General features: G+C 70.9%; 25 protein-coding genes. 17 read left to right on the top strand and 8 right to left on the bottom strand.

Translation table 11 applies throughout. The annotated features are described in order from the left end of the window. Positions 1–29 precede the first annotated feature (29 nt). Positions 30–956 carry a helix-turn-helix domain-containing protein gene (locus FB561_RS09925; RefSeq protein ID WP_145805274.1) on the bottom strand — a complete coding sequence of 309 codons (927 nt, stop codon included), beginning with the start codon at positions 954–956 and terminating at the stop codon, positions 30–32. 116 nt (positions 957–1,072) lie between these two features. Between FB561_RS09925 and FB561_RS09920 the strand changes: the two genes are divergently transcribed. From FB561_RS09920 to FB561_RS09910, 3 genes are all read left to right on the top strand, one after another. Then, positions 1,073–1,486, top strand: a complete 414-nt coding sequence (locus FB561_RS09920; RefSeq protein WP_145805272.1) for a PPOX class F420-dependent oxidoreductase — start codon at positions 1,073–1,075, stop codon at positions 1,484–1,486. Between the two features lie 186 nt (positions 1,487–1,672). Continuing rightward, positions 1,673–1,999, top strand: a complete 327-nt coding sequence (locus FB561_RS09915) for a PadR family transcriptional regulator (RefSeq protein WP_145805269.1) — start codon at positions 1,673–1,675, stop codon at positions 1,997–1,999. Then, positions 1,996–3,264, top strand: coding sequence for a DUF1700 domain-containing protein (locus tag FB561_RS09910; protein WP_145805267.1), 1,269 nt, complete (start codon positions 1,996–1,998; stop codon positions 3,262–3,264). The genes FB561_RS09915 and FB561_RS09910 overlap by 4 nt, the downstream gene beginning before the upstream one ends. 14 nt (positions 3,265–3,278) lie before the next feature. Here FB561_RS09910 and FB561_RS09905 read toward each other — a convergent pair whose 3' ends face one another. Genes FB561_RS09905 through FB561_RS09895 form a run of 3 tightly spaced genes read right to left on the bottom strand, consistent with a single transcriptional unit; the run spans position 3,279 to position 5,413 of the window. Next, positions 3,279–3,998, bottom strand: coding sequence for a GNAT family N-acetyltransferase (locus tag FB561_RS09905; RefSeq protein WP_145805265.1), 720 nt, complete (start codon positions 3,996–3,998; stop codon positions 3,279–3,281). Between the two features lie 10 nt (positions 3,999–4,008). Next, the gene (locus FB561_RS09900) at positions 4,009–5,025 is read right to left on the bottom strand and encodes an adenylate/guanylate cyclase domain-containing protein (RefSeq protein ID WP_145805263.1); all 1,017 of its coding nucleotides are present in this window, start codon (positions 5,023–5,025) and stop codon (positions 4,009–4,011) included. Then, a complete protein-coding gene (locus FB561_RS09895) occupies positions 5,012–5,413 on the bottom strand; it encodes a cyclic nucleotide-binding domain-containing protein (RefSeq protein ID WP_145805260.1) in 402 nt (133 codons plus the stop codon). The genes FB561_RS09900 and FB561_RS09895 overlap by 14 nt, the downstream gene beginning before the upstream one ends. A 190-nt stretch (positions 5,414–5,603) precedes the next feature. On the opposite strand from FB561_RS09895, the gene FB561_RS09890 reads away from it, so the two are divergent. Then, on the top strand, positions 5,604–7,130 hold the full coding sequence (locus tag FB561_RS09890) for a DUF4185 domain-containing protein (RefSeq protein WP_145805258.1): 1,527 nt from the start codon (positions 5,604–5,606) through the stop codon (positions 7,128–7,130). 33 nt (positions 7,131–7,163) lie between these two features. Here FB561_RS09890 and FB561_RS09885 read toward each other — a convergent pair whose 3' ends face one another. After that, positions 7,164–8,750 carry a threonine/serine exporter family protein gene (locus tag FB561_RS09885; protein WP_238334747.1) on the bottom strand — a complete coding sequence of 529 codons (1,587 nt, stop codon included), beginning with the start codon at positions 8,748–8,750 and terminating at the stop codon, positions 7,164–7,166. 251 nt (positions 8,751–9,001) lie between these two features. Between FB561_RS09885 and FB561_RS09880 the strand changes: the two genes are divergently transcribed. The 7 genes from FB561_RS09880 to FB561_RS09850 all read left to right on the top strand — a co-directional run bounded on the left by FB561_RS09880 (position 9,002) and on the right by FB561_RS09850 (position 15,891). Then, positions 9,002–9,847 carry a cupin domain-containing protein gene (locus FB561_RS09880; protein ID WP_145805254.1) on the top strand — a complete coding sequence of 282 codons (846 nt, stop codon included), beginning with the start codon at positions 9,002–9,004 and terminating at the stop codon, positions 9,845–9,847. A gap of 5 nt (positions 9,848–9,852) precedes the next feature. Further along, positions 9,853–11,016 carry a Gfo/Idh/MocA family protein gene (locus FB561_RS09875; protein WP_145805252.1) on the top strand — a complete coding sequence of 388 codons (1,164 nt, stop codon included), beginning with the start codon at positions 9,853–9,855 and terminating at the stop codon, positions 11,014–11,016. Beyond that, on the top strand, positions 11,013–12,170 hold the full coding sequence (locus FB561_RS09870; RefSeq protein ID WP_145805250.1) for a dihydrodipicolinate synthase family protein: 1,158 nt from the start codon (positions 11,013–11,015) through the stop codon (positions 12,168–12,170). The genes FB561_RS09875 and FB561_RS09870 overlap by 4 nt, the downstream gene beginning before the upstream one ends. Continuing rightward, positions 12,167–12,982 carry a sugar phosphate isomerase/epimerase family protein gene (locus FB561_RS09865; protein WP_145805248.1) on the top strand — a complete coding sequence of 272 codons (816 nt, stop codon included), beginning with the start codon at positions 12,167–12,169 and terminating at the stop codon, positions 12,980–12,982. The genes FB561_RS09870 and FB561_RS09865 overlap by 4 nt, the downstream gene beginning before the upstream one ends. A gap of 56 nt (positions 12,983–13,038) precedes the next feature. After that, positions 13,039–13,797 carry a sugar phosphate isomerase/epimerase family protein gene (locus tag FB561_RS09860; protein WP_145805246.1) on the top strand — a complete coding sequence of 253 codons (759 nt, stop codon included), beginning with the start codon at positions 13,039–13,041 and terminating at the stop codon, positions 13,795–13,797. Positions 13,798–13,986: 189 nt separating this feature from the next. After that, positions 13,987–15,426, top strand: coding sequence for a diguanylate cyclase domain-containing protein (locus tag FB561_RS09855; RefSeq protein WP_238334746.1), 1,440 nt, complete (start codon positions 13,987–13,989; stop codon positions 15,424–15,426). A gap of 45 nt (positions 15,427–15,471) precedes the next feature. Then, positions 15,472–15,891: a DUF6463 family protein gene (locus FB561_RS09850; RefSeq protein WP_145805244.1), complete on the top strand. Its 420-nt coding sequence runs from the start codon at positions 15,472–15,474 to the stop codon at positions 15,889–15,891. Here FB561_RS09850 and FB561_RS09845 read toward each other — a convergent pair. Further along, positions 15,857–16,339 (bottom strand): GNAT family N-acetyltransferase, encoded by a 483-nt coding sequence (locus FB561_RS09845; protein ID WP_145805242.1) that lies wholly within the window; start codon positions 16,337–16,339, stop codon positions 15,857–15,859. The two genes, FB561_RS09850 and FB561_RS09845, sit on opposite strands and share 35 nt — an antisense overlap. A gap of 134 nt (positions 16,340–16,473) precedes the next feature. Between FB561_RS09845 and FB561_RS09840 the strand changes: the two genes are divergently transcribed. The 6 genes from FB561_RS09840 (at position 16,474) to dhaK (ending at position 23,380) form a co-directional block, all read left to right on the top strand. Continuing rightward, entirely contained in the window at positions 16,474–18,054 is a 1,581-nt protein-coding gene (locus FB561_RS09840) for an alkaline phosphatase D family protein (RefSeq protein WP_145805240.1), read from the top strand. A 102-nt stretch (positions 18,055–18,156) separates the two neighbouring features. After that, entirely contained in the window at positions 18,157–19,953 is a 1,797-nt protein-coding gene (locus FB561_RS09835) for a hybrid sensor histidine kinase/response regulator (protein ID WP_170284616.1), read from the top strand. A gap of 72 nt (positions 19,954–20,025) precedes the next feature. Then, entirely contained in the window at positions 20,026–20,886 is an 861-nt protein-coding gene (locus FB561_RS09830) for a class II fructose-bisphosphate aldolase (protein ID WP_145805236.1), read from the top strand. Between the two features lie 5 nt (positions 20,887–20,891). Beyond that, positions 20,892–21,674, top strand: coding sequence for an HAD-IA family hydrolase (locus tag FB561_RS09825; RefSeq protein WP_145805233.1), 783 nt, complete (start codon positions 20,892–20,894; stop codon positions 21,672–21,674). Between the two features lie 25 nt (positions 21,675–21,699). Next, positions 21,700–22,341, top strand: coding sequence for a dihydroxyacetone kinase subunit DhaL (gene dhaL / locus FB561_RS09820; protein ID WP_145805231.1), 642 nt, complete (start codon positions 21,700–21,702; stop codon positions 22,339–22,341). A gap of 43 nt (positions 22,342–22,384) precedes the next feature. Next, a complete protein-coding gene (gene dhaK, locus FB561_RS09815) occupies positions 22,385–23,380 on the top strand; it encodes a dihydroxyacetone kinase subunit DhaK (RefSeq protein ID WP_145805229.1) in 996 nt (331 codons plus the stop codon). Between the two features lie 51 nt (positions 23,381–23,431). Here dhaK and FB561_RS09810 read toward each other — a convergent pair whose 3' ends face one another. Beyond that, a complete protein-coding gene (locus FB561_RS09810) occupies positions 23,432–24,256 on the bottom strand; it encodes a polysaccharide lyase family protein (protein ID WP_145805227.1) in 825 nt (274 codons plus the stop codon). Continuing rightward, entirely contained in the window at positions 24,256–25,824 is a 1,569-nt protein-coding gene (locus FB561_RS09805; RefSeq protein WP_145805225.1) for an alkaline phosphatase D family protein, read from the bottom strand. The genes FB561_RS09810 and FB561_RS09805 overlap by 1 nt, the downstream gene beginning before the upstream one ends. Positions 25,825–25,923: the final 99 nt, after the last annotated feature.

Raw genomic sequence — 25,923 nt, 5'->3', positions numbered from 1 at the left:
CAGCCGCCGATTTCGGTGCCCTGGGCAACTCAACTCGGGGCGCCGTCGGCGATGTAGTGCATCGGGTCGCCGAAGCCGAGGTCGCGGATCCCGGCGGTGTGGAACGCGCCCACCAGCAGGGACCGTCGGTGCGCCGCGAAGGTGAGGACGTGCGCGACCATGCCGCCGTAGGTGAACACCCGCGGCGGTTCGCAGGTGGTGTCGACGAAGCTCTCGTCGAACCGGCCGTCGTCGTTCAGACGGTTGACCAGGGCAACAAAGCGGGAACCGGCCGCGGCATGCCGGTCGCGCAGCTCGCCGATCGGCGTGGTCACCTGGCGGCCGCACTCGGGCACCTGGAACGGCCGGTCCTCGACCGAGGCCAGCCACATCTCCTCCTGCCAGACCAGCCGGTCCAGCAGGTACCGGATCGACACGTCGTCGTCGATGCCCTCGACGGACAGCTCGATCGGCCGGTCCAGCGCCTCGGCGTCCAGCCGGGCGCCGCGTTCGATCAGCTCGCCGGTGAGCCAGACGTGGTGCTCGACCATCCTGACCAGTACGTCCATCCCTCTCGCCTCTTTCCTCGCGGGCAGGCGCAGACCTGCCGGTGGCTGGAAGTGCACCCCGCTGGGCGCGTCCAGGAAGAACACCCGGGACGTTTCCCGCCGCCAGACGCGCGGTGACATCCCGTACGCCCGGGCGAAGGCCCGGGTGAAAGCCTCGTGCGACCCGTAGCCGGCGTCGATCGCCAGCTCGAGTACCCCGACGTTCTCGGCCAGCAGCCGGTACGCCGCCCGCTCGAGCAGCAACCGCCGCCGGAACGCGGCCGGCGACTCCCCGGCCGCCGCCGTGATCACCCGGTCGTAGTGGTACCGCGACAGGTGCGCCCGCCGCGCCAGCTCGGCCCCGGCGGGACACGATCCGTCCAGGCTCTCGGCCACGGTCTCCACGAAGGTTGCGAACACGTCGGTCATGAACCCACTGTGCACCTCGCCGGCCACCCGGACTTGATCAAAATTGCTGACCTGTCGATTCCGCCGGTCCCCGTTCGTGTGGACAGTGAGAGCACTGCCTTCGAGAGGAGCCCCCCATGTCGTTCACCGCCGCCGAGGTCGAGTACCTCCAAGCCCATCGGCTGGCCCGGTTCGCCACGGTCGGGCCGACCGGCCAGCCTGACCTGGTCCCGGTCGCCTGCGAGTACGACGGCACCCATTTCTGGGTCGGTGGCGCCGGTCCGCAGGTCGTCCGCACCCGCAAGTTCCGCAATCTGCGCGAGCACCCGATGGTCGCCCTCGTGTTCGACGAGCTGCTGTCGCTCGACCCGTTCGTCGCCCACGGCATCCGCGTCTACGGTCTCGCCGACCCACCGATCACCCGGACCGGCATGGTCGGACCGGGCACCTACAGCCGCATCCACCCCACCCTCTCCTGGAGCTGGAACCTCGACGCCGAACCACTTCCCCCGGGCGAGGTCTGGTACCCCATGCACCGCACCGTCCACTGACCCGCGGACGCGCACCACTCACCAACGCGTCACAGTTGCGCGCTTGCCCCTGCGGCTGAGCCTGACCGCCGCCGAGCTCGTGAGGTTGGTGAGTGGTGGCGGTCCGCCGGCCAGCGGCGCTGCTTGCCGGAGTACTCTGCGATGTGTAGTAGTCTCCTGCGCAGAACACCGGAAGGAGAGGCCCCGATGGATCCGAGCCAGTTGCTCAAGGGAGTGCTCGACCTGGCCGTGCTCGCCGTGCTGCGAGAGGCGGACGGGTACGGGTACGACGTGTTGCGGCGGTTGCGCGCGGCCGGGCTGGAGGACGTCGCGGACGCCTCGGTCTACGGCACTCTCCGGCGGTTGTTCGCGGCCGGGGCGCTGACGTCGTACGTGCAGCCGAGCGAGGAGGGCCCGCATCGCAAGTACTACGGGCTGAACCCCCGCGGCCGTGAGCTGCTGACCGAGTCCACCAAGACGTGGAACCACTTCGCCGACACGATGTCGGGCCTGCTGCGCGAGGAGGCGGCGTGAACAGCACAGTGACCGGAGCGGTCGCGACCTACCTGGCCCAGGTCCGGGCCGAGCTGAGCGACCTGCCGGCCGGCGAGCTGGAGGACGTCCTCGAGGACGTGGCCGGCCACCTGAGCGAGGTCGCCGGCGAGTTCGAGACCGAACCGACCGTCGCGGGCCTGCAGGACCGGCTCGGGACACCCCGCCAGTACGCCGACCAGCTACGGACCGCGGCCGGGTACCCACCACCCAGCCAGTCGGCGGACCGGGTCGCCGGCCAGGAGGCGGCTCGCAAGGCGCTGCGGTGGGGCGTGATCGCGGCCTCGGTCGGACCGTTCTTCCTGCTGATCGGCCTCTTCGGCGGCTCCCGCGACGGCGCCGCCTTCCTCGGCCTGATCGGACTGACGGCCCTGATCGTCGCCGGGTACCTCGGGGTCCGCGCGCTCCGGGGCAACGATCCACGGGTCGTCCTGGAGACTCCCCGGGGCCACCAGGCGGAGGGCGCGATCCGGGAGACGATCGACCAGATTCCGCCGGCCGTCCGGCAGGAGCTCGTCGCGATCGGCCAGCCGGTCTGGTGGGTCGCCCGCGGCCTCGTCGGCGGCGGCGCGTTCTTCGCCCTCTTCGGCGCGGGGGCGGTCACCGTGGTCGGCGCGCTCGCCGGCGCCGCGATCTCGGTCTGGATCGGCCGGCGCACCCAGCAGGACCGCCGCTGGCTCTGGTACGTCGTCCCGCTCAACCTGGTCGCCGTCCTGCTGGTACCGGCCTGGCTGGCGGCGAGCTTCGTCGGCGCCTCGCCCAGCCTGTTCTCGTTCAACGACTACCGCCCCAGCAGCGGCTACAACTACACGCCGCGCGGCCTGTCCTACGACGGGGACCCGATCAGCAACGTCTACCCGTTCGACGAGCAGGGCCGGCCGGTCCAGGTCCGGCTGTACACGCAGCGCGGCGAGCCGATCAACCTCGACCTGCAGGACTGCGCCACCACGTACCGCACCCGGCCGGTTGACCAGAGCACGCAGACCGTGACGAACCTGTTCCCGCTGGCCGAGATCCAGCCCGACGAGAACGGTCTGAGCGACTCCGAGAGCTGCCAGGACTCCACCAAGGCACCGTTCGTCCCGCCGCCGGCCCCGGCGACCCCGACACAGACGAACCCGACGCCGACCCCGTCCGGCACCCCGACCACCACTCCGACCGACCGGCCGTCCGCCCCGCCGACCAAGCCGTCGGCGACACCGAGCGGGACGCCTGGAATGACGTTGACGGTCAGTCCGAGCCGCTGACTACCCGAGCTGGGCTACACCGAGGCCGCCGCCACCGGCCGGTACGTGTAGCCCAGCCGCCGGTACACCGCGATCGCGGCCGCGTTCTCCGCGTCGACCATCAGCCCGCACCGGCCGTACTGCTGGACCAGCTCGGCTGTCACGAACGCGCAGACCTGCCGCGACAACCCCTGTCCCCGGGCATCGACCCTGGTCGCAACGCCGGCGAGCAGCCCGATCTCCGGCGCACTCCACGCCTCCGCCGCGATGCTCTGCACGGACCCGGCCTCGTCCGTGATCCCCGCCCACCGCTGGACGCCGGCACGCCCCGGCCACGCGTACGACGACGGCGCCGCCTCGGCCAGCAACTCCTCGACCCCGGCATCGCCGTCGAACCAGGTCGCCGTGGTCGCGTCCGCCGGAGCCGCAGCCGTGTCCATCCAGCCGAACGCGGCCGCGAACGTCAGCTCCGGGACCCGCTCGACCAGGCCGCGGATCACCTGCTCGTCACCGAACGGCCGGAAGCTGGTCCCCACCTCGGCGAACACCCCGGTGACCAACGAAGCCAACGCATCGGCCGGGCCGTACACGGCGAGGCGGTCCCGCTTCGACAACAGCGGCGACGCCACGGCCACCGCGTCCCCGTCGGACCAGGCTCGGACCTCGTCGCCGAGGCGGCCCTGCCCGGACCAGACGATCATCGGGTCGTCGTCCACCGCCGCGGCGAGCTCGGCGGACGTCAGGATTTCGCGCACCCGGCCATTCTCAGTCCCCGGCCCGCTGGAGCGCGTACGGGGTCAGGTGGTGGTACCCGCGGACCGAGACCCGGCGGAGTCGCCGCAGCCGGTACTCGTGGTGGCCGTCGAGCGCCGCGGCCAGCTCGCGGTCGGCCAGGACGCGGCCGGGTTTGCACTCGGAGGTGAGCCGGGCGGCGAGGTTCACGGTCTCGCCGTACACGTCGCCGAGGCGGATCAGGATGCTGCCGTACGCCAGGCCGATCCGCAGCTCGGGCAGCTCCTCGTCGGCGGCGGTCGTCTCCTGCAGGGCGAGCGCGACGGCGGCACCCTGCGCGGCCGTGTCGGCGACGAACAGCACCTCGTCGCCGATCGATTTGATCACCCGGCCGCCGTGGTGCGCGACCACGTCGGCGGTGGTGCCCTCGAACCGTTCGATCAACTGGCCCAGCTCGGCCTCGCTCATCCGCCGGGTCAGCCGGGTGTAGCTGACGATGTCGGCGAACCCGACCGCCCGGATCCCGCGGGCCAGCTCCTCGGACCCGGCCATCGCCCGGCCGGCCGCGGCGGCGAGATGCCGGCGCCAGGCGTACCGCTGCAGCCGTTCCATCGCGGGCAGCAGCAGGTCGGCGACCTCGATCGCCTCGTCCGCGGACAGCTTGGACCGGCCGAGGAACTCCAGGAACATCGCCGACTGCCAGGACGCCAGCCGGGACTGGGTCTGGCCGAGCTTGCGGGCCAGCGACGACTCGACCGCGGGATCGATGAACCCGTCGTCCTCCAGCGCCGCGACCAGCCGGAGCGCCTCGACGTCGTCGTCGGTGAAGGCGACCTCGTCGTCCGGCACGGTGGCGAAGCCGAGCGCGCGCCACATCCGCTCGGCCCGGTCGCTGGAGATGCCGGCCCGCCGGGACACGTCGGCCCGGGTGAACTTGCGCTCCCCGCCGAGCAGCGTGCGCTCGAACTCCTTCTGCAGGTCGAGCAGGTCGGCCGGAGCACTCGGGCCCGACGTCGGGGCGGCGTCGCCGGCTGGGTCAGACCTGGTCACCGCGGCGCTCGGCGATGGTGGCGTCGATGGCGTCCCGGAAGTTCGGCAGCCGGCTGGTCAGGTCGTCGAACTTCTCCCGGGTGAAGTGCAGCAGCTGCAACCGGGACCGCGCCGTGACCGTTGCCGTCCGCAACCGGTTCTGCCGGACCGCGACCTCGCCGGCGATGTCGCCCGGCCCGAGCTCGGCGATCTCCTCGCCCTTGACCCGGACCGCGGCGGTCCCGGCCAGGATCAGGTACGCGGCGTCCGGTGGGGTCTGCTCCAGGATCAGCGACCAGCCGGCCGGGACGGAGACCTCCTCGCCGGCCCGGAAGATCTCCTTGATCTCCCGTCCGGTCAGCTCCGCGAACAGCGGCAGGTCCCGCGGGGACGTCCTACCCAGTGCCACGTCGATCCTCCGAGCCGCCGGGCGGCGAACCCAGCGCGGTAGCCGATGTTTCCAGTCGGTAACTCTAACGGCTGAAGCCTCCCGGGGTCACCGGCCAGTCACTCTTCGAGCCGTTGACCTGTGCCGGGGCGGCGGCTACGGTGACGAGAAATCGATTTCCGATGTGCCAGCCCCACTGAGGAGACTTCGCATGCCGAAGCGATTCCTGCTCGTCCTTCCCCTGGTTCTCGGCGCGGCCCTGCTGCCCGGTTCCTCGTCCCCACCGGCCGAGGCGGCCGCGGTCCCGTCGCCCGCGGAGAAGATCGCGAAGCTCACCGGACCCGGCTCGATCAACGACACCGAGGCCCGCTTCCAGCTCAAGTCGACCGACCTCGGCATCCTCTGGGACAACGGCTCCGGCGAGATCCTGACCGCGTTCGGCGACTCCTACGGCGCCGGCTGGACCGGCCCCGGGGGCGGCGCCGGCGACCCGGCCACGCTGGACTGGCGGTGCAACCTGCTCTTCCGCAGCAAGGACCGCGCCCTGGCCGACGGGATGTCGCTGGACAGCGCCGCCGAGGACCGGCCCGGTCACGCGAAACAGTTCCTCGACTGCAAGAAGGTCGACCGTGACGAGCACACGGTGATCCCGACCGCGGGCATCGCCGTCGGGAACCGCCAGTACGTCCAGTACATGTCGGTCAACTACTGGGGTCCGGCCGGCAGCTGGTTCACCAACTACTCCGGCTTCGCCTACTCCGACGACAACGGCGAGACCTGGACCAAGGACCCGAAGGCGCGCTGGCAGAACACGGCGGCCTGGGACGACACCTTCCAGATGACCGCGCTGATCCGCGATCGCGGGTACGTCTACATGGTCGGGACGCCGAACGGCCGCTTCGGCAACGCGTACCTGGCCCGCGTTCCCGAGCAGCAGGTGCTGACCAAGAACGCCTGGCGGTACTGGGACGGCCGGAACTGGTCCCCGCAGCAGAGCGCGGCCGTCCCGATCGTCGTCGGCCCGGTCAGCGAGGTCTCGGTGCAGTGGAACGCGCATCTCGGGAAGTGGCTGATGATGTACCTCGACGAGCAGCGCGCGTCCGTCGTGCTGCGCTCCGCCGACGCGTTGACCGGACCGTGGAGCGGCGAGCGGGTAGTTGCCAAGGGCACCGACTATCCCGGGCTGTACGGCACGTACATGCACCCGTGGTCGTCCGGGTCGGACCTGTACTTCACGATGTCGCAGTGGGACCCGTACAACGTGTTCCTGATGCGGACCAAGCTCACCGACGACGGCCCGGGCACCAACCTGGTCACCGATCCCGGCTTCGAGGAGCAGACCGGCGCCACCCCGTCGGCCCCGTGGCAGCTGAACGGACGCGGCGGCATCGACCGGACCGACCTCGGTCACACCGGCAAGAACAACGGGTACCTCCGGGACTCGATCGGCGCCCACGCACTCCAGCAGAACGTGGTCGTACGTCCCCATCACCGGTACCGGTTGTCCGCCTGGATCCGGACCGCGGACAACAACCGGGACACGGTGCTCGGGGTCCGGACGACGCAGGGAAAGCCGATCGCGACAAAGCCGGGCGGCGCTTATCCGCACTACACGAAGGTGAGTGTGGAGTTCGACTCCGGCCGGGAGTCGCTGGTCCAGCTGTACTCCGGCTTCGTCGGACACGGCCAGGACGTGTGGTTCCAGCTCGACGACGTGATGCTCGAAGAAATCCGCTGACGCCGGGTCGTCGAACTCAGGAGGCGGTCGGGCTCAGGACGAGTTCGACCGCCGGGAGCGGCGGGTCCGGCGGGGACGCGGTGTCCTCGGCCGGACCGGGCGCCGTGGCCCGACCAGCCGCGGACCGGCCAGGCGGTCCTCCAGCCGGCGGGCCTCGCGGCGGATCGGCTGCGCGACGTACTCGCCGAGGATCACGCCCGAGGCGATGGCGACGCCGATCGCGAGGGCGGTCGCGAGGCTGACGATGCCGACCAGGTTGCTCTGGCTCATCAACTCGAACAGGCCCTTGTAGATCGTCAGCCCGGGCAGCAGCGGCACCGTCCCGGACACCACCACGACCAGCGGCGGGACCCCGGCCCGGCGGCCGAGTGAGTAGCCGCCGAGACCGACGACGAACGCCGCGCTCGCGGTCGACCAGGCCGGACCGAAGTCGGCCCGGCTCATCAGCGTGAACACGGCGGATCCGGCCGCCCCGACCAGGGCGACCGGCAGCAGGGACCGCAGCGGCGCGTACGACGCGAACGCGAACGCGACCGCCATCAGGGCGCCGGATCCGACCATGATCGGCAGATTCGCGAGCTGGATCGTCTGCACGTCCAGGCTGAGCGGCAGCCCCAGCTTCAGCCCGATCGCGAGCCCCATACTGACGCCGGCGATGATCCCGCCGGTCAGCAGCATCGCTTCCAGCAACCGCGCGGACGAGGTCACGTAGTACCCGGTGAGCGCGTCCTGGACCGCACCGGTGAGGGCGATCCCGGCCAGCAGCAGGATGATGCCAGCGGCAACGACCAGGGACGGTTTCACCGGCGCGTGCACGGCGTACAGGATCAGGGCGACCGCGGTCGCGACGAAGGCACCGGCCACCTGCTGGTAGAAGGCGGGCAGCCGCTGCCGGGAGAACCACCGGTTGCCGGTCTCGATCGCGATCGCGGTGAGGAAGGCGACCAGCGTGATCAGCCAGCCACCGCCGAGCAGCAACGTCGCGCCGCCGGCCATCACGCCCCACGCGAGCACCGAGCTCCAGCGCGGGAAGGGCGGACCGGCCGAGACCAGCCGGTTCAGCTCGCGGCCCGCCTCGTCCCGGCTCACGTCACCGCGGGCGAACCGGCGGACCAACCGGTCGACGTCGGTGAGCCGCGAGAAGTCCTGGCCGCGGTACCGGACGATCCGCAGGTGCGTCTCCGGGGCGACGTCGGGCGCGGCCTGGTACGAGATGGTGATCGAGGTGTTGGTGATGTCGACCTCGCAGCCGCGGAGCCCACCGGCCGCGGCCACGGCCAGTACGGTCGCGGTGGCGTCCGCTGTACCGGCGCCGCTGGAGAGCATGACTTCACCGATGCGCATGGCGAGGTCGAGGGTTCGGTAGACGTCCCGTTGCTCGTCCCTGGCGTCCTGCTCGTCCTGGGCCGCCTGCTCGACCTGGGCCGCCGCGTGTTCGACGATCGCGACCTGCTCGCTCAGGACCTCGGCATCGAGCTCGAGCTGCCCGTCCGGCGGGGCCTGCGTCTCGTCCCGCAAGGCCCGGGTCTCGTCCTGCACTCCCCGGACCTCGTCGCGAACCCGGCCCAGCCTCCGCCCGGGTGCCACCTGTTCCTCCACCGGTCCACCGCCCTCGGCCACCGTGCTCCTTCCGTTCGTCCCCGACGCTAAGCCATCCAGCGTCACCCCTCGTACGCCGTACCCGCTCGCCGCGTCCGAAATCACGGCCCGGCCGGTCCGGCGGCGGGACCGGAGCGGGACCGGTCCGGATCCGGTCAGCGGTTTGAGCAATCGCTTTCCACCACAGGTTGACTCGCCGTGATAGCCCACCTAAGGTTGCGCTCACAAGCCTTGGAAAGCCCTTTCCAAGCGGAGCGGACCAGGAGGCGTGGATGTGTGAGCTCGACGGTGCACCGGCTGCGGCCGAGACGCCGGGCTCCGCGGCAGCGCTACCCGGGGGGATCGGGGTGTCGTTGCTGACCGTGTACGACCTCGAGGCGCCGGACGGCCTGGTCGGCGGCACCCCGCACCTCCACCTCGCCTGCCGCGAGGGGTACTACGTGGTCGACGGCACCGGCTCGGTCCAGACGCTCAACGCCACCGGGTACACCGAGACGCCGTTGCGGGCCGGGACCCTCGTCTGGTTCGACCCCGGCACGATCCACCGGCTGGTCAACGACGGCGGCCTGCGGATCTTCACCCTGATGGCGAACTCCGGCCTCCCCGAAGCCGGTGACGCCGTCCTGACCCTGCCGCCCGAGCACCTGACCGACCGCGAGACCTACCTGGCCGCGACCGCCCTCACCGGCGAGGGCGAGGACCGTACCGCGGCCGCGATGCGCCGCCGCGACCTGGCCCTGGCTGGGTACGGGGCGCTACGGGAGGAGTACGAGCAGGACGGGCCGGCCGCGCTGGACGAGTTCTACCAGGCGGCGATCCGGATCGTCCGGCCGCAGCTCGCCGACTGGCGGCGCCGCTGGGAGCAGGGTGCCCGGCGGCAGGCCGACGAGACCGGGCGCGTCCTCGACGCGCTCGAGTCCGGCGCGGGCCCGCATCTCGCCGGTGCCGAGGTGCACCGGCTCGTCGAACCCACCGAGACCGGCCGGCACGGGATGTGCGGCCATCTCGACGTCTACGACCTGCACTCCACCGCCTTGACCGCGTCCCCCGGGGCGCACGGCGTAAGAACCACCGCCCCGACACCAGAACCCAGCGCACCAACTGCGCGAGAGAGGTAGCGACAGTGAACGATCGACGCGTCGGCATCGTGATGAACGGCGTCACCGGCCGGATGGGCCTGCGCCAGCACCTGGAGCGGTCCATCGTGGCGATCCGCGAACAAGGTGGGCTGACCGCCGCGGACGGTTCGAGGATCATCCCGGACCCGATCCTGGTCGGCCGCAACGAGCTGAAGCTGCGCCGGATCGCGGAGCAGTACGGCCTGACCCGGTGGACCACGGACCTGTCCGAGGCGCTCGCCGAACCGGACGTGGAGATCTACTTCGACTCCCAGCTCACCCAGCTCCGGGAGAAGGGTGTCCGCGCCGCGGTCGAGGCCGGCAAGGCGATCTACTGCGAGAAGCCCATCGCCGAGGGCCTCGACGCCGCCGTCGACCTGGCCCGGCTGGTCCGCGACTCCGGGCTGAAGAACGGTGTCGTCCAGGACAAGCTGTCGCTGCCCGGTCTGCGCAAGCTGAAGCGGCTGGTCGACGGCGGGTTCTTCGGCCAGATCCTGTCGGTCCGCGGTGAGTTCGGCTACTGGGTCTTCGAGGGTGACTGGCAGGAGGCGCAGCGCCCGTCCTGGAACTACAAGCAGGAAGAGGGCGGCGGCATCATCGTCGACATGTTCTGCCACTGGCGGTACGTGCTCGACCAGATCTTCGGCCCGGTGCAGTCGGTGTACTGCCAGGGCGCCACCCACATCCCGACCCGGGTCGACGAGCAGGGCCAGGAGTACACCGCGACCGCGGACGACGCGGCGTACGGCGTGTTCGAGCTGGAGGGCGGGATCATCGCGCAGATGAACTCGTCCTGGACCACCCGGGTGTTCCGCGACGAGCTGGTCGAGTTCCAGGTCGACGGCACCGAGGGGTCCGCGGTCGCCGGGCTGCGCAACTGCCGGGCCCAGCACCGGTCCGCGACGCCGAAGCCGGTGTGGAACCCGGACCTACCGGCCACCGAGAAGTTCCGCGACCAGTGGGCGTCGGTGCCGGACAACGAGGTGTTCGACAACGGCTTCAAGGTGCAGTGGGAGATGTTCCTGCGGCACGTCGTCGAGGACGCGCCGTTCACCTGGGACTTCGTCGAGGGCGCCAAGGGTGTGCAGCTCGCCGAGCTGGGGCTGCAGTCCTGGCGCGAGGGCCGCAAGCTGGAGGTTCCGGCGCTGGACATCGAGGCGAAGGCATGACGCTGTCGCTGCGACTCCCGACCGGGCCGGCCGGCCTGGCGGAGTACCGGTTGACCGGCACACCTGTTGCCCAGGGCACCTATGAGCCGGCCCGCGGCCGGCTCGCCTTCGCGGCGGCGCACGTGGTCGCCGATCCGCTCGGGGACAACGCCCCGGGCGCGCCGGCCGTGATCGACTGGGAGCACACGCTCGAGTTCCGCCGGCACCTGTGGTCGCTCGGGTTGTCGGTCGCCGAGGCGATGGACACCGCGCAGCGCGGGATGGGCCTGGACTGGCCGGCGACGCAGGAGCTGATCCGGCGGTCGGCGGCCGAGGCACCGGACCAGCGCATCGCGGTCGGCGTCGGCACGGACCAGCTGCCGGCCGGTCAGCACCCGCTCGACGCTGTGATCGCCGCGTACGAGGAGCAGCTCGCCGTGGCCGAGGAGGTCGGCGCGCAACCGATCCTGATGGCCAGCCGGGCCCTGTGCGCGGCCGCGGCCTCCCCGGACGACTACCGCAAGGTGTACGACCGGCTGCTCGCGCAGTCGTCGCGTCCGGTGATCCTGCACTGGCTCGGCTCGATGTTCGACCCGGCGCTGGCCGGCTACTGGGGCAGCGACTCGCTCGACACCGCGGCCGACGTGGTGGTCGAGCTGATCGCCGAGAACCAGGCGAATGTGGACGGCATCAAGGTCTCGCTGCTGGACGCCGGCAAGGAGGTTGCCCTGCGCAACCGGCTGCCCGAGGGCGTCCGGCTGTACACCGGTGACGACTTCAACTACCCGGAGCTGATCCGCGGGGACGAGCAGCGCTACAGCGACGCCCTGCTCGGGATCTTCGCCGCGATCGCCCCGGCCGCCGCGGCCGCGCTGCACGCGCTGGACGACGGTGACGTCGCGCGGTACGAGGAGGTGTTCGCCCCGACGGTGCCGTTGGCGCGGCACATCTTCTCGGCGCCGACGTACTACTACAAGAGCGGGATCGCCTTCCTGGCCTGGCTGAACGGGTACCAGCCCGGCTTCACCATGGTCGGCGGGCTGCAGACCGGGCGGTCGCTGCCGCACCTCGCCGAGACCTTCCGGCTGGCCGACCAGGCCGGCGTGCTGACCCGGCCGGATCTCGCGGTCGAGCGGTTCCGGCAACTGCTGGTCGTCAGCGGGGTCGACGCGTGAACCGCTACAGCCTGAACCAGGCGACCACCAAGTACTGGCCGCTCGAGGACGTCGTCGCCGCCAGCGCCAAGGCCGAGCTGGACTGGATCGGGCTGTGGCGCGAACCGGTCCAGGAGTACGGCGTGGAGCGCGCGGCCAAGCTGGTCGCGGACGCCGGGCTGCGCGTCTCGTCGTTGTGCCGCGGCGGGTTCTTCACCGCGACCGACGACGCCGAGCGGCGGGCCAAGATCGAGGACAACCGCCGCGCGATCGACGAGGCGGCCACCCTCGGGACCGACGTCCTGGTGCTCGTCAGCGGCGGCCTGCCGGCCGGTTCGCGGGACGTCGACGGCGCCCGCGCGATGGTCACCGACGGCCTGGCCGAGCTCGCGCCGTACGCCGGGGAGCGCGGCGTCCGGCTCGCGGTCGAGCCGCTGCACCCGATGTTCTGCTCGGACCGCTGCGTGGTGTCGTCGCTCGGCGGAGCGCTCGACCTCGCCGAGCAGTTCCCGGCCGACCAGGTCGGCGTGATCGTCGACGCGTACCACCTGTGGTGGGACGCGGACGTGTACCGGCAGATCGCGCGAGCCGGTGACCGGATCTGCTCGTACCAGGTCAGCGACTGGATCGTCCCGCTGCCGGCCGACAACCTGCTCGGCCGCGGGATGATGGGCGACGGCGCGATCGAGCTGCGCCGGTTGCGCGAGGCCTGTGACGCGGCCGGGTACGACGGCCCGGTCGAGGTGGAGATCTTCAACCAGCAGTTGTGGGACGCGCCGGGTCAGGAGGTCTTCGACCTGGCCTACCAGCGCTACACCGAGCACGTTGCCTGACGCAAAGAAGTTTGCCTGAAGCCCCTGAATCACCAGCCGAAGGAGAACCCCGAGCGATGAGCGACCGGACCATTCCCGCCGACGGAATCGGCATGCACCTCTACACGATGCGCGAGGCCCTGGCCGAGGACTACCCAGGAACCCTGCGCCGGCTGGCCGACATCGGCTACCGGACCGTGGGGGTGAGCGGCCGGTTCGGTCATTCCGCGAAGGAGATCCGGACCTTCGCCGACGACGCCGGCCTGCGGATCGTGCTCGAACACGTCGGGTACGGCCGGCTGACCGACGACTGGGAGGGCGCGCTGGCCGACGTACGGACGCTCGGTGGTGAGTGGGTCGTGGTGCCCTCGTTGCCGAAGGAACTGCGCAGCCCGGCCGGGTTCCGGGAGGCGGCGGCCGCGTTCACGGTGGCCGGCCGGGCCGCCCGGGACGCTGGCCTGAAGCTGCTCTTCCACAACCACGGGTTCGACTTCGCCGAGGTCGACGGCGAGGTGCTGTTCGACATCCTGGTGAACGAGGTCGAGCCCGACCTGCTCGGCTTCGAGCTGGACCTGTACTGGGTGGTGAACGGCGGCAAGGAGCCGATCGACTACTTCCGCGACCACCCGGGCCGGTTCCCCGCGCTGCACGTCAAGGACATGGCGGAGGACGGGTCGTGGGCGGACGTCGGGACCGGTCGGCTCGACTTCGCCACGATGTTCACCGAGGCCGAGAGCGGTGGGGTCCAGCAGTGGCTGGTGGAGCACGACGCCCCGACCGACCAGTGGCAGTCGGCCCGGACGAGCTACCAGAGTCTGGCCGACTTGCGGTACTGATCCGTTCACTGTCCGTGAGATAGGCTCAGTTCTCGTCACTGTTCGCGAGCGCGGGCCCCCGTCCGGCATTTCTGGTCCGCGGTGACAGGGCGGAAGGCGCTGTCCCGAGCGCTGGATCTGTCACTCTGGAAGGGGGCCCTCACCACGGCGGGGTCCCGTGAGGCCGCTGACGCCGTGACGGAGAGAGCAGTGCCGAACGAGCCCACGGTGCGGTTGACCGCGGTGCGCCGTCTGTACGAGGTCAGCACCCGGATGGGGGCTGGGCGGAGCCTGGCCGAGACCTTGCAGGCTGTCGTCGACGGGGTCGTGACCGGACTCGGCTTCGGCATCGCGGTGCTCAACCTGCGGCATCCGGACGGCAAGTTCGAGGTGATCGCGGTGGCCGGCTCCCCGGAGGCCCGGGAGGCGCTGCTCGGGACGGTCAGCGCCGCGGACATCTTCGACGGCGAGTTCAAGATCGCGGACGAGTGGGGCCGGCTCCGGTTCGTGCCGCACGAGCGACTGCCCGAGGGCGAGGTCGTCGGCTGGGTCCCGGACGTCCCGGTGTCGGCCGATCCGAGTGCCTGGCATCCGCTGGACGCGTTGTTCGCGCCGCTGCACTCGCCGGACGGGGAGCTGGTCGGGATGCTGTCGGTCGACCTGCCCGAGGATCAGCGCCGGCCCGGCCCAATCCACCGGGAGCTGCTGGAGATCTTCGCCACCCAGGCCGGCCTGGCGATCGACAAGGCCCGGCTGACCGACCAGCTGCTGGCCGAGAAGGTCCGGCTGGAGGCCAGCGAGACCACTTTCCGGCTGGTCTTCGAAGGGGCCGGCAACGGGATGGCGACGCTCGCGTTCGACGGCCCCGAGGCGGGCCGGGTGCTGCGGGTCAACGACGCGTTCTGCCGGATCACCGGATACCCGCACGATCGGCTGATCGGCAGCCGGTTGCTCGACTACCTGACCGACGGGGACGCCGGCCGGACCCGGCGGGAGCTGCAGGAGCTCGCCACCGGGACCGGGCCGTACCGGTTCGAGCGGACCTTCCGGCGGGCCGACGGCCAGGACATCTGGCTCGGTGGCACCGCGGTGATCGTTGCGCAGGGCAAGGACCAGCCACGGATCCTGCTGATCCAGATCGACGACGTGACCGCGCGCAAGGACGCCGAGCGCGAGCTCCAGCATCACGCGGCCCACGATCCGCTGACCGGCCTGGCGAACCGGCGGCTGCTGCAGCACCGGTTCGAGGCCGCGCTGCAACGGTCCCGGCAGCGCGGGCGCCGCGGCGTCCTGCTGTTCTCGGACCTGAACCACTTCAAGCAGGTCAACGACCGGTACGGGCACGAGGCCGGCGACAACGCGCTGCGCGAGATCGCGGACCGGCTGCTGACCGCGGTCCGGCACGGCGACACGGTGGCCCGGCTCGGCGGGGACGAGTTCGTCATCCTGGCCGAGGAGATCGACGGCACCGACCTGGACGCCCTGATCCGCCGGGTCGAGGAGTCCATCGGCCGCCCGCTGGCCGGTATCGACGTCCCGGTCACCGCCAGCATCGGCACCGCCGTCGTCAGCCCGTACTCCGCCGACCTGGACGAACTCCTCCGCACCGCCGACCAGGCCATGTACGAGGCGAAGCACCGCGACCGCTGATCCGGGGCTTGGCGGGAGACCATACCAAAAGGTATGGTCTGGGCCATGAGCGTTGCAGCGGCAATCCAGGCACCCCCGCGGCTGACTCGCCGGGTGCCCGTGCTGACCAGCGGGTTGGGCGTCGTCCATCTCGTCTACGCCGTGGCCGAATCACCCGATGTACTCCGGGCGATGGCGGCCGACGGCATCCTCGCGGCGGCGAACGACTACCAGCGCGACTACGTCACCTGGTTCGTCGTCGCCGGCTTCACCCTCCTGATGACGGGCAGCATCCTCCGCTGGACCGTCCGCAGAACCGGCCAGGTCCCTCCATCGGCCGGCTGGTGGCTCCTCGGCACCGGGATCTTCGCGGTGATCCTCGAACCAACCGGCGGCGCCTGGGCCCTCGTCCTCCTCGGCGCCCTCACCGCCTACGCGAGCCGGCAGGAGGTCAGGAACCCAGCTTCGTCAGAGCCTCGTCGGTGAGGCGGTAGACGGTCCATTCGTCCTGGGGCCGGGCGCCGAGGGATTCGTAGAAGTCGATGGCCGGCTGGTTCCAGTTCAGGACGGACCACTCCAGCCGTTGGTAGCCGTTGGTGACGCATTCCTGGGCGAGGGCGACCAGGAGGGCTTTGCCGAGGCCGGTGCCGCGGTGGGTCGGGTCGACGAAGAGGTCTTCGAGGTAGATGCCGTGGACGCCGCGCCAGGTGGAGAAGTTGAGGAACCAGAGCGCGCAGCCGACCACCTCGCCCTCGGGTTCGGCGACGTGGCAGAAGACGGCCGGGGTCTCGCCGAAGAGGGCCTGCTCGAGCTGGTCCGCGGTCAGGTGGCACTCGTGCGGGGCGCGTTCGTACTCGGCCAGGCCGTAGACCAGGGTGACCAGGGCGGGGACGTCGTCCGGCCGGGCCCGGCGGATGCGTTCGTCGGTCTGCATGCCGCCTATCCTGCCTGGTCATCCGCTGACCGCGATCGGGAAATCCACGGCACTCGTTCACCTCGGCGTCGGATGCGGGTCACCTGGCGACTGCAGGCTGACCGGGATCCCCCATCCGCCAAGGAGGAATCCCCATGCCAGTCTCCCGTCGTCGGTTCCTGGGCTACGGAGGTGCCGGCACCGCCGCCGTGCTCCTCGGTACCGGGGCCTGGGACGCCTCGACCACCTACGCCGCGCCGTCCGGTACCGGCAACCCGTTCACGCTCGGGGTCGCGTCCGGCGATCCGCAGTACGACAGCGTGGTGCTGTGGACCCGGCTCGCGCTCGACCCGTTCGCGGTGGACGGCCACGGCGGGATGCCGGCCAAGCCGGTGCGGGTGGAGTACGAGGTGGCCCGGGACGAGCGGTTCAGGCACATCGTGCGCCGGTCCAGCGTGGTCGCGACGCCGGAGCTCGGGCACTCGGTGCACCCCGAGATCACCGGGCTGCAGCCCGACCACGAGTACTTCTACCGATACCGTACCGGCACCGAGGTGTCCGCGACCGGCCGGACCCGGACCACGCCGCACCCGTACTCGTCGCCGCGCGAACTGCGGTTCGCCTTCGCCTCGTGCAACGCGTGGCAGGACGGGTACTTCACCGCGTACCAGCACCTGGCGGCCGAGGACCTGGACCTGGTCGTCCACCTCGGCGACTACCTGTACGAGTCCGGGGTGAAGACGAACAAGCGCGGCGTGGTGACGGATCCGCGGTTCCACACCGAGACGTTCGACCTGGCCCGGTACCGGCTGCAGTACTCGCTGTACAAGGCCGAGGCACCGTTGCAGGCGGCGCACGCGGCGCACCCGTGGATCCACACGTTCGACGACCACGAGGTGGAGAACAACTGGGCCGGCGACCTGTCCCAGGCGGACACCGAGCCGGACCAGGACCCGGTGGTGTTCCGGGCCCGGCGCGCGCAGGCGTTCCAGGCGCTGTACGAGAACATGCCGCTGCGGCACGAGCAGATGCCGTCCGGCCCGGACATCCGGTACCACCGGCGGCTCCCGTACGGCCGGCTCGCGGACTTCACCATCCTCGACACCCGGCAGTACCGGTCGGATCAGCCCTGCGGTGACGGCGCCTCGTCGACCTGTGACGACCGGTTCGACCCGGACACCACGATGCTCGGCGGCAAGCAGCGGAAGTGGTTGCTGGACGGCTTCCGGCAGTCCCGGGCGCGCTGGCAGGTGCTGGGCAATCAGACCCCGATGGGCCAGACCGACTGGACCCCCGGCCCGGAGACGCACGTCTGGCTGGACCCGTGGGACGGTTATGTTGCTGAGCGCAACAAGGTGCTCGAGGCCGCGCAGGACGAGGGCGTCCGCAACCTGGTGGTCATCACCGGCGACCGGCACCAGAACTACGCGCTCGAGCTCAAGCGCGACTTCGCCGACCCGGACTCGGCGACGGTGGGTACCGAGTTCGTCGGGACCTCGGTGACCAGCGGCGGGGACGGTTCGGACAGCACCGCCCAGGGCGAGCAGTTCCTGGCCGCGAACCCGCACCTGAAGTTCTTCAACTCCCAGCGCGGCTACGTCCGCGTCACGGTCGACCGGGACAAGTGGCGCTCCGACTTCCGCGTGCTGCCGTACGTCAGCAAGCCGGACGCGCCGATCAGCACCCGCGCGACATACGTGGTGGAGGACCGCCACCCGCACGTCCACCTGGCCTGATCGCCGGCGGCCGTCGTCGCGAGGCGGCGGCCGCTCGCAGCCGGTCCGTCACGGCCGGTGAAGCCGGTCGAGGCCGGGCCTGGTGCGCCTATCATCGGAACCGTGGGCGTCCGGATCGACCCGCACGACAAGATCGACGCACTGACCGGTGCCGTCGAGGATCTGGCCGGGCAGTTCACCCTCCAGCCGCTGTTGCGGCGCATTCTCACCCGGGCGATCAGCCTGCTCGGCGGTGGCGCCGGGTCGATCTGCAGCGTGGACGAGCAGGCCGGGGTCTACCGCAAGGAAGCCGACCTCGGGGTGTCCTGCCAGGAGGGCAGGTCGTTCCCGCTGGACGAAGGCGTCACCGGTGCGGTCGTCGCGAACCGGGCGCCGATGGTGTTCGACAGCTACGCCGAGGTCCGCGGCGGCCACGTCGCACCGGGTGAACGCGACCGCCTGCACGCCACCGTCGGTGTACCGATCGAGTGGGCCGGCCGGATCATCGGGGTCTGCGTGGTGTTCAGTACCGATCCCGCGCTGCGGTTCCGCGACGAGGACGTGCGCCTGCTCGGCCTGTTCGCCAAGCACGCCGCGATCGCGATCACGAACGCCCGGTTGCACGCGGATGCCGACGACCGGACCCGGCGGCTGGCCGTGAGCGCCGAACGCGAGCGCGTGGTCCGCGACGTGCACGACGCCGTCGCCCGCGCCCTCGGCTCGATCCTGATGCACATCGACGCGGTCGACGGCGCCCTCGATCCGGCCACGGCCGCCCACCTCGCCGCGGCCCGGACCACCGCGGGCAACGCGCTCGCCGAGACCCGCCGGACCGTCCTCGGCCTGGGTCCCGCGTTGCTCGAACCGCACTCGCTGGACGACGCGCTGGCGATGGAGCTCGGCTGGGCCCGCTCCACCACCGGGATCCGCACCGACCTGGTGGTGACCGGTGAATGGCCACACCCGGCGCCCGAACTCGGCCAGCAGGCGCTGCGGATCGTCCAGGAAGCGCTGACCAATGTCGTACTGCACGCGCAGGCCAGCCTGGTTCGCGTCGGTGTGCTCTACGGCACCGAGGATCTGACGATCGTGGTCGAGGACAACGGCTGCGGCTTCGACCCGGCCCGGTTGGCCACCGGTCCCCGGACCGGTCTCGGCCTGACCGGGATCGTGGCCCGGGCCAAGCACCTCGGCGCGGACCTGCAGATCGAGTCGACGCCGGGCTGGGGGACACGGGTCCGCGCCCATGTCCCGTACGAGCGCACTGCGATCGGTGGACGGTCCGGCGAGGACAGCTGGCGGATCCTGGTCGTGCATCCACGACCGATCGTCCGGGCCGGCCTGGTTCGCTTGCTGGCCAGGGCGGAGCCGGAGATCCAGGTGGTCGGCGAGATCGGTGAGGCGCGTGCCGTGGTCGACGCGGTCCGCGTGCTCGAACCGGATGTCGTGCTCCTTGATCTGCAGATGCCCGAGTTGGACGGCGCACGGCTGACGTCGTACATCCGCGCCGCCCGGCCGGGGACCTCGATCCTGGTGCTGGCCGACGACACCGCGGACGACCTGTTGCGGGCCGCGGTGATGGCGGGTGCGCGCGGCTGTGTCGGATCGGCTGCGGACGGTCCAGCGCTGGCCCGGGCGGTACTCGCGGCGGCGCGTGGTGACGTCGCGCTCACCGAGCAGGTCCTGCACCGCTTCGTCGGAGCGCGGGCGGAATCGCTGGACGAGGCGCTCACCGAGCGCGAGCACGAGGTCCGCCGCCTGGTCGAACGCGGCCTGCCCGACAAGCGGATCGCGAGCTTGCTGGGGATCTCGGTGAAGACCGTCGAGAAGCACGTCGGCTCGGTGCTGCGGAAGACCGGATCGGCCAATCGGACCGCGCTCGCGCATCGGTCCGCGGTCCAGCGCGCGACCCCTCGGTAGGGGGAATCCCTACCGAGGAAATGGGGGATTCCACGCCTGAGCAAGGGCGTTCTCGCGGTTAGCGTCAGCTCTGTGCCAGTCGTTCCGTTGCAGGAGATCCTGTCCGACGCGTTCGCGCGCCGGTACGGCGTCCCGGCCATCAACATCCTCAACGACCTCACCCTGGAAGGCGTCCTCGCCGCCGCGGTCGAGAGCCGTTCGCCGCTGATCGTGCAGACGTCGGTGAAGACCGTGAGGTCGATCGGCAGTGACGTTCTGTACGCGATGTGGATCGCGATGACCAACGACATCGACGTCCCGGTGACGCTGCACCTGGACCACTGTCCCGAGCGCGCCGTGATCACCGAGTGCCTGGACCGCGGCTGGAACTCGGTGCTCTTCGACGCGTCCAGCATGCCGCTGGCGGAGAACACCCGGCAGACCGTCGAGGTGGTCGCCGAGGCCCGCCGGCACGGCGCCCACGTGGAGGGCGAGATCGAGGCGATCACCGGCGTCGAGGACGACCACGGGTCCGACGAAGAGGCGCAGCGGCTCAGCTTGGAGGCGTCGCTGGACTTCCTCGACGTCACCGGCGTGGACGTGTTCGCCCCGTCGATCGGCAACGCGCACGGGTCGTACAAGAAGGCGCCTGTCCTGGACGCCCAGCGCGTGTCCGACATCGTCGCGGCGCACCCGGTACCGATCGCGCTGCACGGTGGTAGCGGCTTGTCGGACGCGCAGTTCCAGGATCTGATCGCACGCGGGTGCGCCAAGGTGAACATCTCCACCGCGCTCAAGGAGACGTACATGAAATCGAACCTCGACTTCCTGCGCGCGACCGCGGAGAAGGACAAGTGGGACCCGCCGTCGCTGTTCCGCGCGGTCCGGGCCGACGTGATGGAGCTGACGAGCGCGCTGATGACGCAGTTCGGCAGCGCCGGACGGGCCGGGTGAGGCGCGTGCCCGCGGTGATCTTCGACTGCGACGGGGTGCTCGCCGACACCGAGCGGTTCGGCCACCTGCCGGCGTTCAACCAGACCTTCCAGGAGTTCGGGCTGCCGGTGCGGTGGTCCGAGGAGGAGTACGGCGAGAAGGTCAGGATCGGCGGCGGCAAGGAGCGGATGCGGTCGCTGCTGACGCCTGACTTCGTCGAGGAGGCGGGCCTGCCGACCGGCGCGGAGGCGCTGGGCGAGGTGGTCGCGCGGTGGCACCGGCGCAAGACCGAGATCTACGTCGGGATCATCGCCAGCGGAGCGATCCCACCACGGCCCGGGATCCACCGCATCATCGAGGAGGCCGCCGCGGCCGGCTGGATCCTCGCCGTCGCGTCCACGTCCGCCGAGGAGTCGGTCCGCAGCGTGCTGGAACGCGCGGCCGGCGCAGACCTCGCCCAGCGGTTCGGGGTGTACGCCGGGGACGTGGTCCAGCACAAGAAGCCCGCGCCCGACATCTACGAGCTGGCCGTGGCCGGTCTGCACGCCGATCGGGATCGGACCATCGTGATCGAGGACAGCAGCAACGGCCTGCTCGCGGCCCGGGCCGCCGGGCTGACCTGCGCCGTCACGGTCAGCGGCTACACCCGGGACGAGGACTTCACCGACGCCGCGCTGGTCGTGTCGTCGCTGGGCGACCCCGGCACGGACACCGAGGTGATCGCCGACCCGTTCGGCCTCGCGCCCCGGCCGTTCGTCCGGCTCGCCGATCTGGACGCCCTGCTCAGTACGGCCGGCAGTCCGGCCTGACCAGCCACCTTCGGGGGAGATGACCATGGCAACGCAGAGCTTCGCCGACCTGGAGTTCGTCGTCCGGACGATGGCCCAGACCGCCGTCGACAACGAGAAGGCGTTCGGGGACCTGGACGCGGTCGTCGGCGACGGCGACTTCGGCTACTCGCTGGCGCGTGGCTTCGAGATCGTGCTGGCCGAGTGGGACACGTTCGACCGGTCCGACGCGGGCACGTTCCTGCAGAAGGTCGCGCTGGTGATCTCCAAGCGGATCGGCGGCACGTCCGGACCGTTGTGGGGGACGGCCTTCCTGCGGGCCGCGTCCGCCGTGAAGGGCAAGCAGGACCTGACCGGTGACGACGTGGTCGCGATGTTGCGGGCCGCTGCCGAGGGCATCAAGGTGCGCGGCAAGTCCGACGTCGGCGACAAGACCCTGCTCGACGCGCTGGTCCCGCTGACCGACGCGGTCGAGCAGCGGCTGGACAGCGGCACCGGTACGAGTGGTCCCGAGGTCGCCAAGGTCGCGGCCGAGACGGCCCGGACCGCCGCCGACGCCACGGCCACGCTGCAGGCGATGCGCGGCCGGGCGAGTTACACCGGCGAACGGAGCATCGGCTCACCCGACGCCGGTGCCGTCGGCATCGCCGTGATGGCCGAACGGGTGGCGGCCGAGTGGCCGTCCTGAACCGCCCCGATCTTCCCGCACCCACGAGAGCAAGGAGCGACCCGTGAAGAAATTCGTCAACGACCCGAAGAACTTCGTCGCGGAGATGCTGGAGGGGCTCGCCCTCGCCAACCCGACGACGCTGAGGTACGTGCCCGAGTACAACCTGATCATGCGGGCCGACGCGCCCGACCCGAACAAGGTCTCGATCGTGCAGGGCTCCGGCTCCGGCCACGAGCCCGCCCACGTGATGACGGTCGGCAAGGGCATGCTGGACGCCGCCTGTCCGGGCGACGTGTTCGCCGCTCCGCCGACGGACTACGTGTACGAGACGGTCAAGCTGGTCTCGTCGCCGAAGGGCGTACTGCTGCTGGTGAACAACTACACCGGTGACCGGATGGCGTTCGAGATGGCGCAGGAGCTCGCCGAGGCCGAGGACATCACGGTGAAGACCTTGTTCATCAACGACGACGTGGCCGTCCAGGACTCGACGTACACGGTCGGCCGGCGCGGGGTCGCGGGCAACTTCTTCGTGATGAAGGCGGTCGGCGCGGCCGCGGAGCGCGGGGCGGACCTGGACGAGGTGGCCCGGATCGGCGAGAAGGTCAACAGCGTCACCCGGACGATGGGGATGGCGCTCACCGCGTGTACGCCGCCGGCCAAGGGCTCGCCGTTGTTCGACCTGCCGGCCGACGAGATCGAGATGGGCGTCGGGATCCACGGTGAGCCGGGCCGCAAACGCGAGAAGCTGATGCCGGCCAACCAGATCGTCGACGAACTGCTCACCGCGGTCGTGGACGACCTGCCGTTCCAGTCCGGCGACCGGGTCGCGCTGATGGTCAACGGGCTCGGCGGAACGCCGATCAGCGAGCTGTACCTGATCTACGGGTACGCCCACAAACAGCTGGACAGCAAGGGCATCACGATCGCCCGCAGCTACGTCGGCGAGTACTGCACCTCGCTCGACATGGCCGGCGCGTCGATCACGCTGGTCCGGCTGGACGACGAGATCGAGAGCCTGCTGCGGGAGCCGGCCGAGATCGCGATCCGGGTGTTCTGACCCGGGGGCCCGTGCCCGCCGTCCGTGCAGTGGAGGCGGGCACGGACCCGGTCAGGGCCGGCCGTACACGCCGAACGCGTCGAACGCGATCCAGGAGCCCTGGTCCTTCAGCAGCTCGACCACGTTCTGGCCGGGTTCGAAGAGGTTCCGCGGCAACGGGCGCTCGACGTACGACGGTTTCAACGGCGACCCCGGGTACGTCGAGTCGGCGATCAGCGAGCCCTTGGTGGCGCCGTTGGCGAAGGTGATCCGCTCCACCTGGGTGCCGTTCACCGACAGGATCGCGGACCCGGGGATCGTGGCGTGGCTGTCGATCAACCAGAGCGCCAGGTCGAGGTCCTTGGCGGGGACCGCGGCCAGGTCGAACCGGAACCGGACCCGGTGGTTCTTGGAGCCCGCCCACTTGTCCGACGGGCCCGGCTGCAGGTAGCTCCAGTGCGTCGCCGGGACCGACGTCCCGTAGGTGTAGTCCACGTCGTTCGGGAACTTCGCCGGGTACTGCGAGCTCTGGTCCGGCGAGAGGGCGAACTCGGATCCCTTGCCGTCGTACTGGCCGACCCGCGCGATCGGGCGGCCCGAGACGGTGACCGAGGTCTGGTTCGCCGCCTTGATCGTGGCCGACGGCTTCGAGGTGTTCCCGGCCGCGTCGACGGTGACGACCCGGTACGACCTGGTCACGCCGGCGAAACCGAGTCCGCGGTGGACGAAGTGCGGGTACACCGTCTTGCCGATCAGCGACCAGCCCGCGTTCGGCGCCGCGCAGTACACCGCGTAGTGGTCGACGACCGTTGCCCAGGGCACCGGGGTCCAGTCCAGCGTGGTGGTGCCGATCTGGCCGGAGCCGCGCAGGCCGGTGATCGGTGGGGTCGGGGGCATCAGAGGGCCTCCAGTCGGGGTGCGCCGGCGGGGGTACGGAACCGGGCCACGGTCTTCGGCTGGGCGTTCGCGTCGGCCTCGACGTACGGGAACGCGACGAACTCCGACACCATCTCGGTCGGGGTCAGGGTGGCGTGCACGTAGCCGCGGCGCGCGTTGTACAGCTTCACGTACGGGTGGCGGAGCCAGTCCTGCGCGTACTTGTCGGTGTCCGCGCCGTCGCCGTCGGACCCGATCGACGAGCAGACCAGCTCGACCCCGACGGTCCGCGAGGACGGATCGGCGAAATCCGCCTTCAGCTCGGACGCCACGTGACGGTGGATGTCGCCGGTCAGCACGACCGGGTTGCTGGTGTCCTGCAACGCGGTGACCAGGCGGCGCCGGTTCGCGGGATAGCCGTCCCATTGCTCGATCCGGTCGTTGCTGACCGCGCTGACCACGACGCCGTTGGCGATCAGGTTCCACGTTGCCGGGGAGCCGGTCAGGCCGTCGTACAGCCACTGCTCCTGGGTCGGGCCCATGATCGTGCGTTGCTCGGAGTTCTGGTCGGCGGCGTCGACCGGCACCGGGTCGCGGTGCTGGCGGGTGTCGAGCAAGTTGAGCCGGGCCAGGGTGCCGACGTCGAACCGCCGGTACACCTGGGTGTCCGGGCCCTGCGGCAGGCTGTTCAGCGAGAGCGGGAGGTTCTCGTAGAACGCGCGGTACGCCACGGCGCGACGATGCACGAACAGCTCCGGCGGGATGCCGTAAAGCGAGTTGTCCGAGCCGTAGTTGTTCTGCACCTCGTGGTCGTCCCACGTGTGCAGCCATGGCGCCGACGCGTGGGCGGCCTGCAGCTGCGGGTCCGTCTTGAAGAGGGCGTACCGAAGCCGGTACTGCTCCAGCGTCTCGATCTCCACACCGTGCTCCGGCCCGACCTCGACCCCCTGGCGCCAGAGGTTGCCCCCAGCAACGATGCCGTACTCGTAGATGTAGTCGCCGAGGAAGAACACCGCGTCCACCTCGCGCTGGGCGAGATCGCGGTACGCGGCGAAGTGCCCGTGGTACCAGGCCTGGCAGGACGCGAGCGCGAACGTGAACCGCGAGGCCGCGCCGGCCGGGAGCGTCTTCGACCGGCCGGCCGGGCTGACCTCTTTGCCGACGCGGAAGCGGTAGAAGTACTCGCGACCCGCGGCGAGCCCGCGGACCTCGGGGTGGACGGAGTGGCCGAGATCGGCCGAGGCGATCGCGGTGCCGGTCTTCACGACCTTGGCGAACCGCTCGTCCTCGGCGACCTCCCACTGCACCGGGACGTCCTCGCGTGGCATCCCGCCGTGTCCGTCGAGCGCGAGCGGCTCGGGCGCGAGGCGGGTCCACAGGACGAAGCCCTCGGTGGTCGGGTCACCGGACGCGACGCCGAGAGCGAACGCACCGGACGGTACGGCGCGGCGCGGGCTCGCGTCGGCACTGGCGGGTGCCGCGACGCCGAGGGCCACGGTGGCCGCGGTCAGGCCGCTGAGCTGGAGGAACGACCTGCGGCCGAGTCCCGGCGGCAGGGGAGGTTGGGAGGGTGGCGGACGGTGGGCCATGAGGCGGGGCTCCGATCTCGGATCTCGCGGGCGGCGATGCCACGATCTTTCCGCCACATTCTTACGTAATCACCGTTCGATAAGTAACCCCTTGACATC

The organism is Kribbella amoyensis (genome assembly GCF_007828865.1).
Classification (GTDB): domain Bacteria; phylum Actinomycetota; class Actinomycetes; order Propionibacteriales; family Kribbellaceae; genus Kribbella; species Kribbella amoyensis.
Note: the sequence above shows the minus strand (reverse complement) of the source record. Positions and strands in the feature narration are given on the sequence as shown.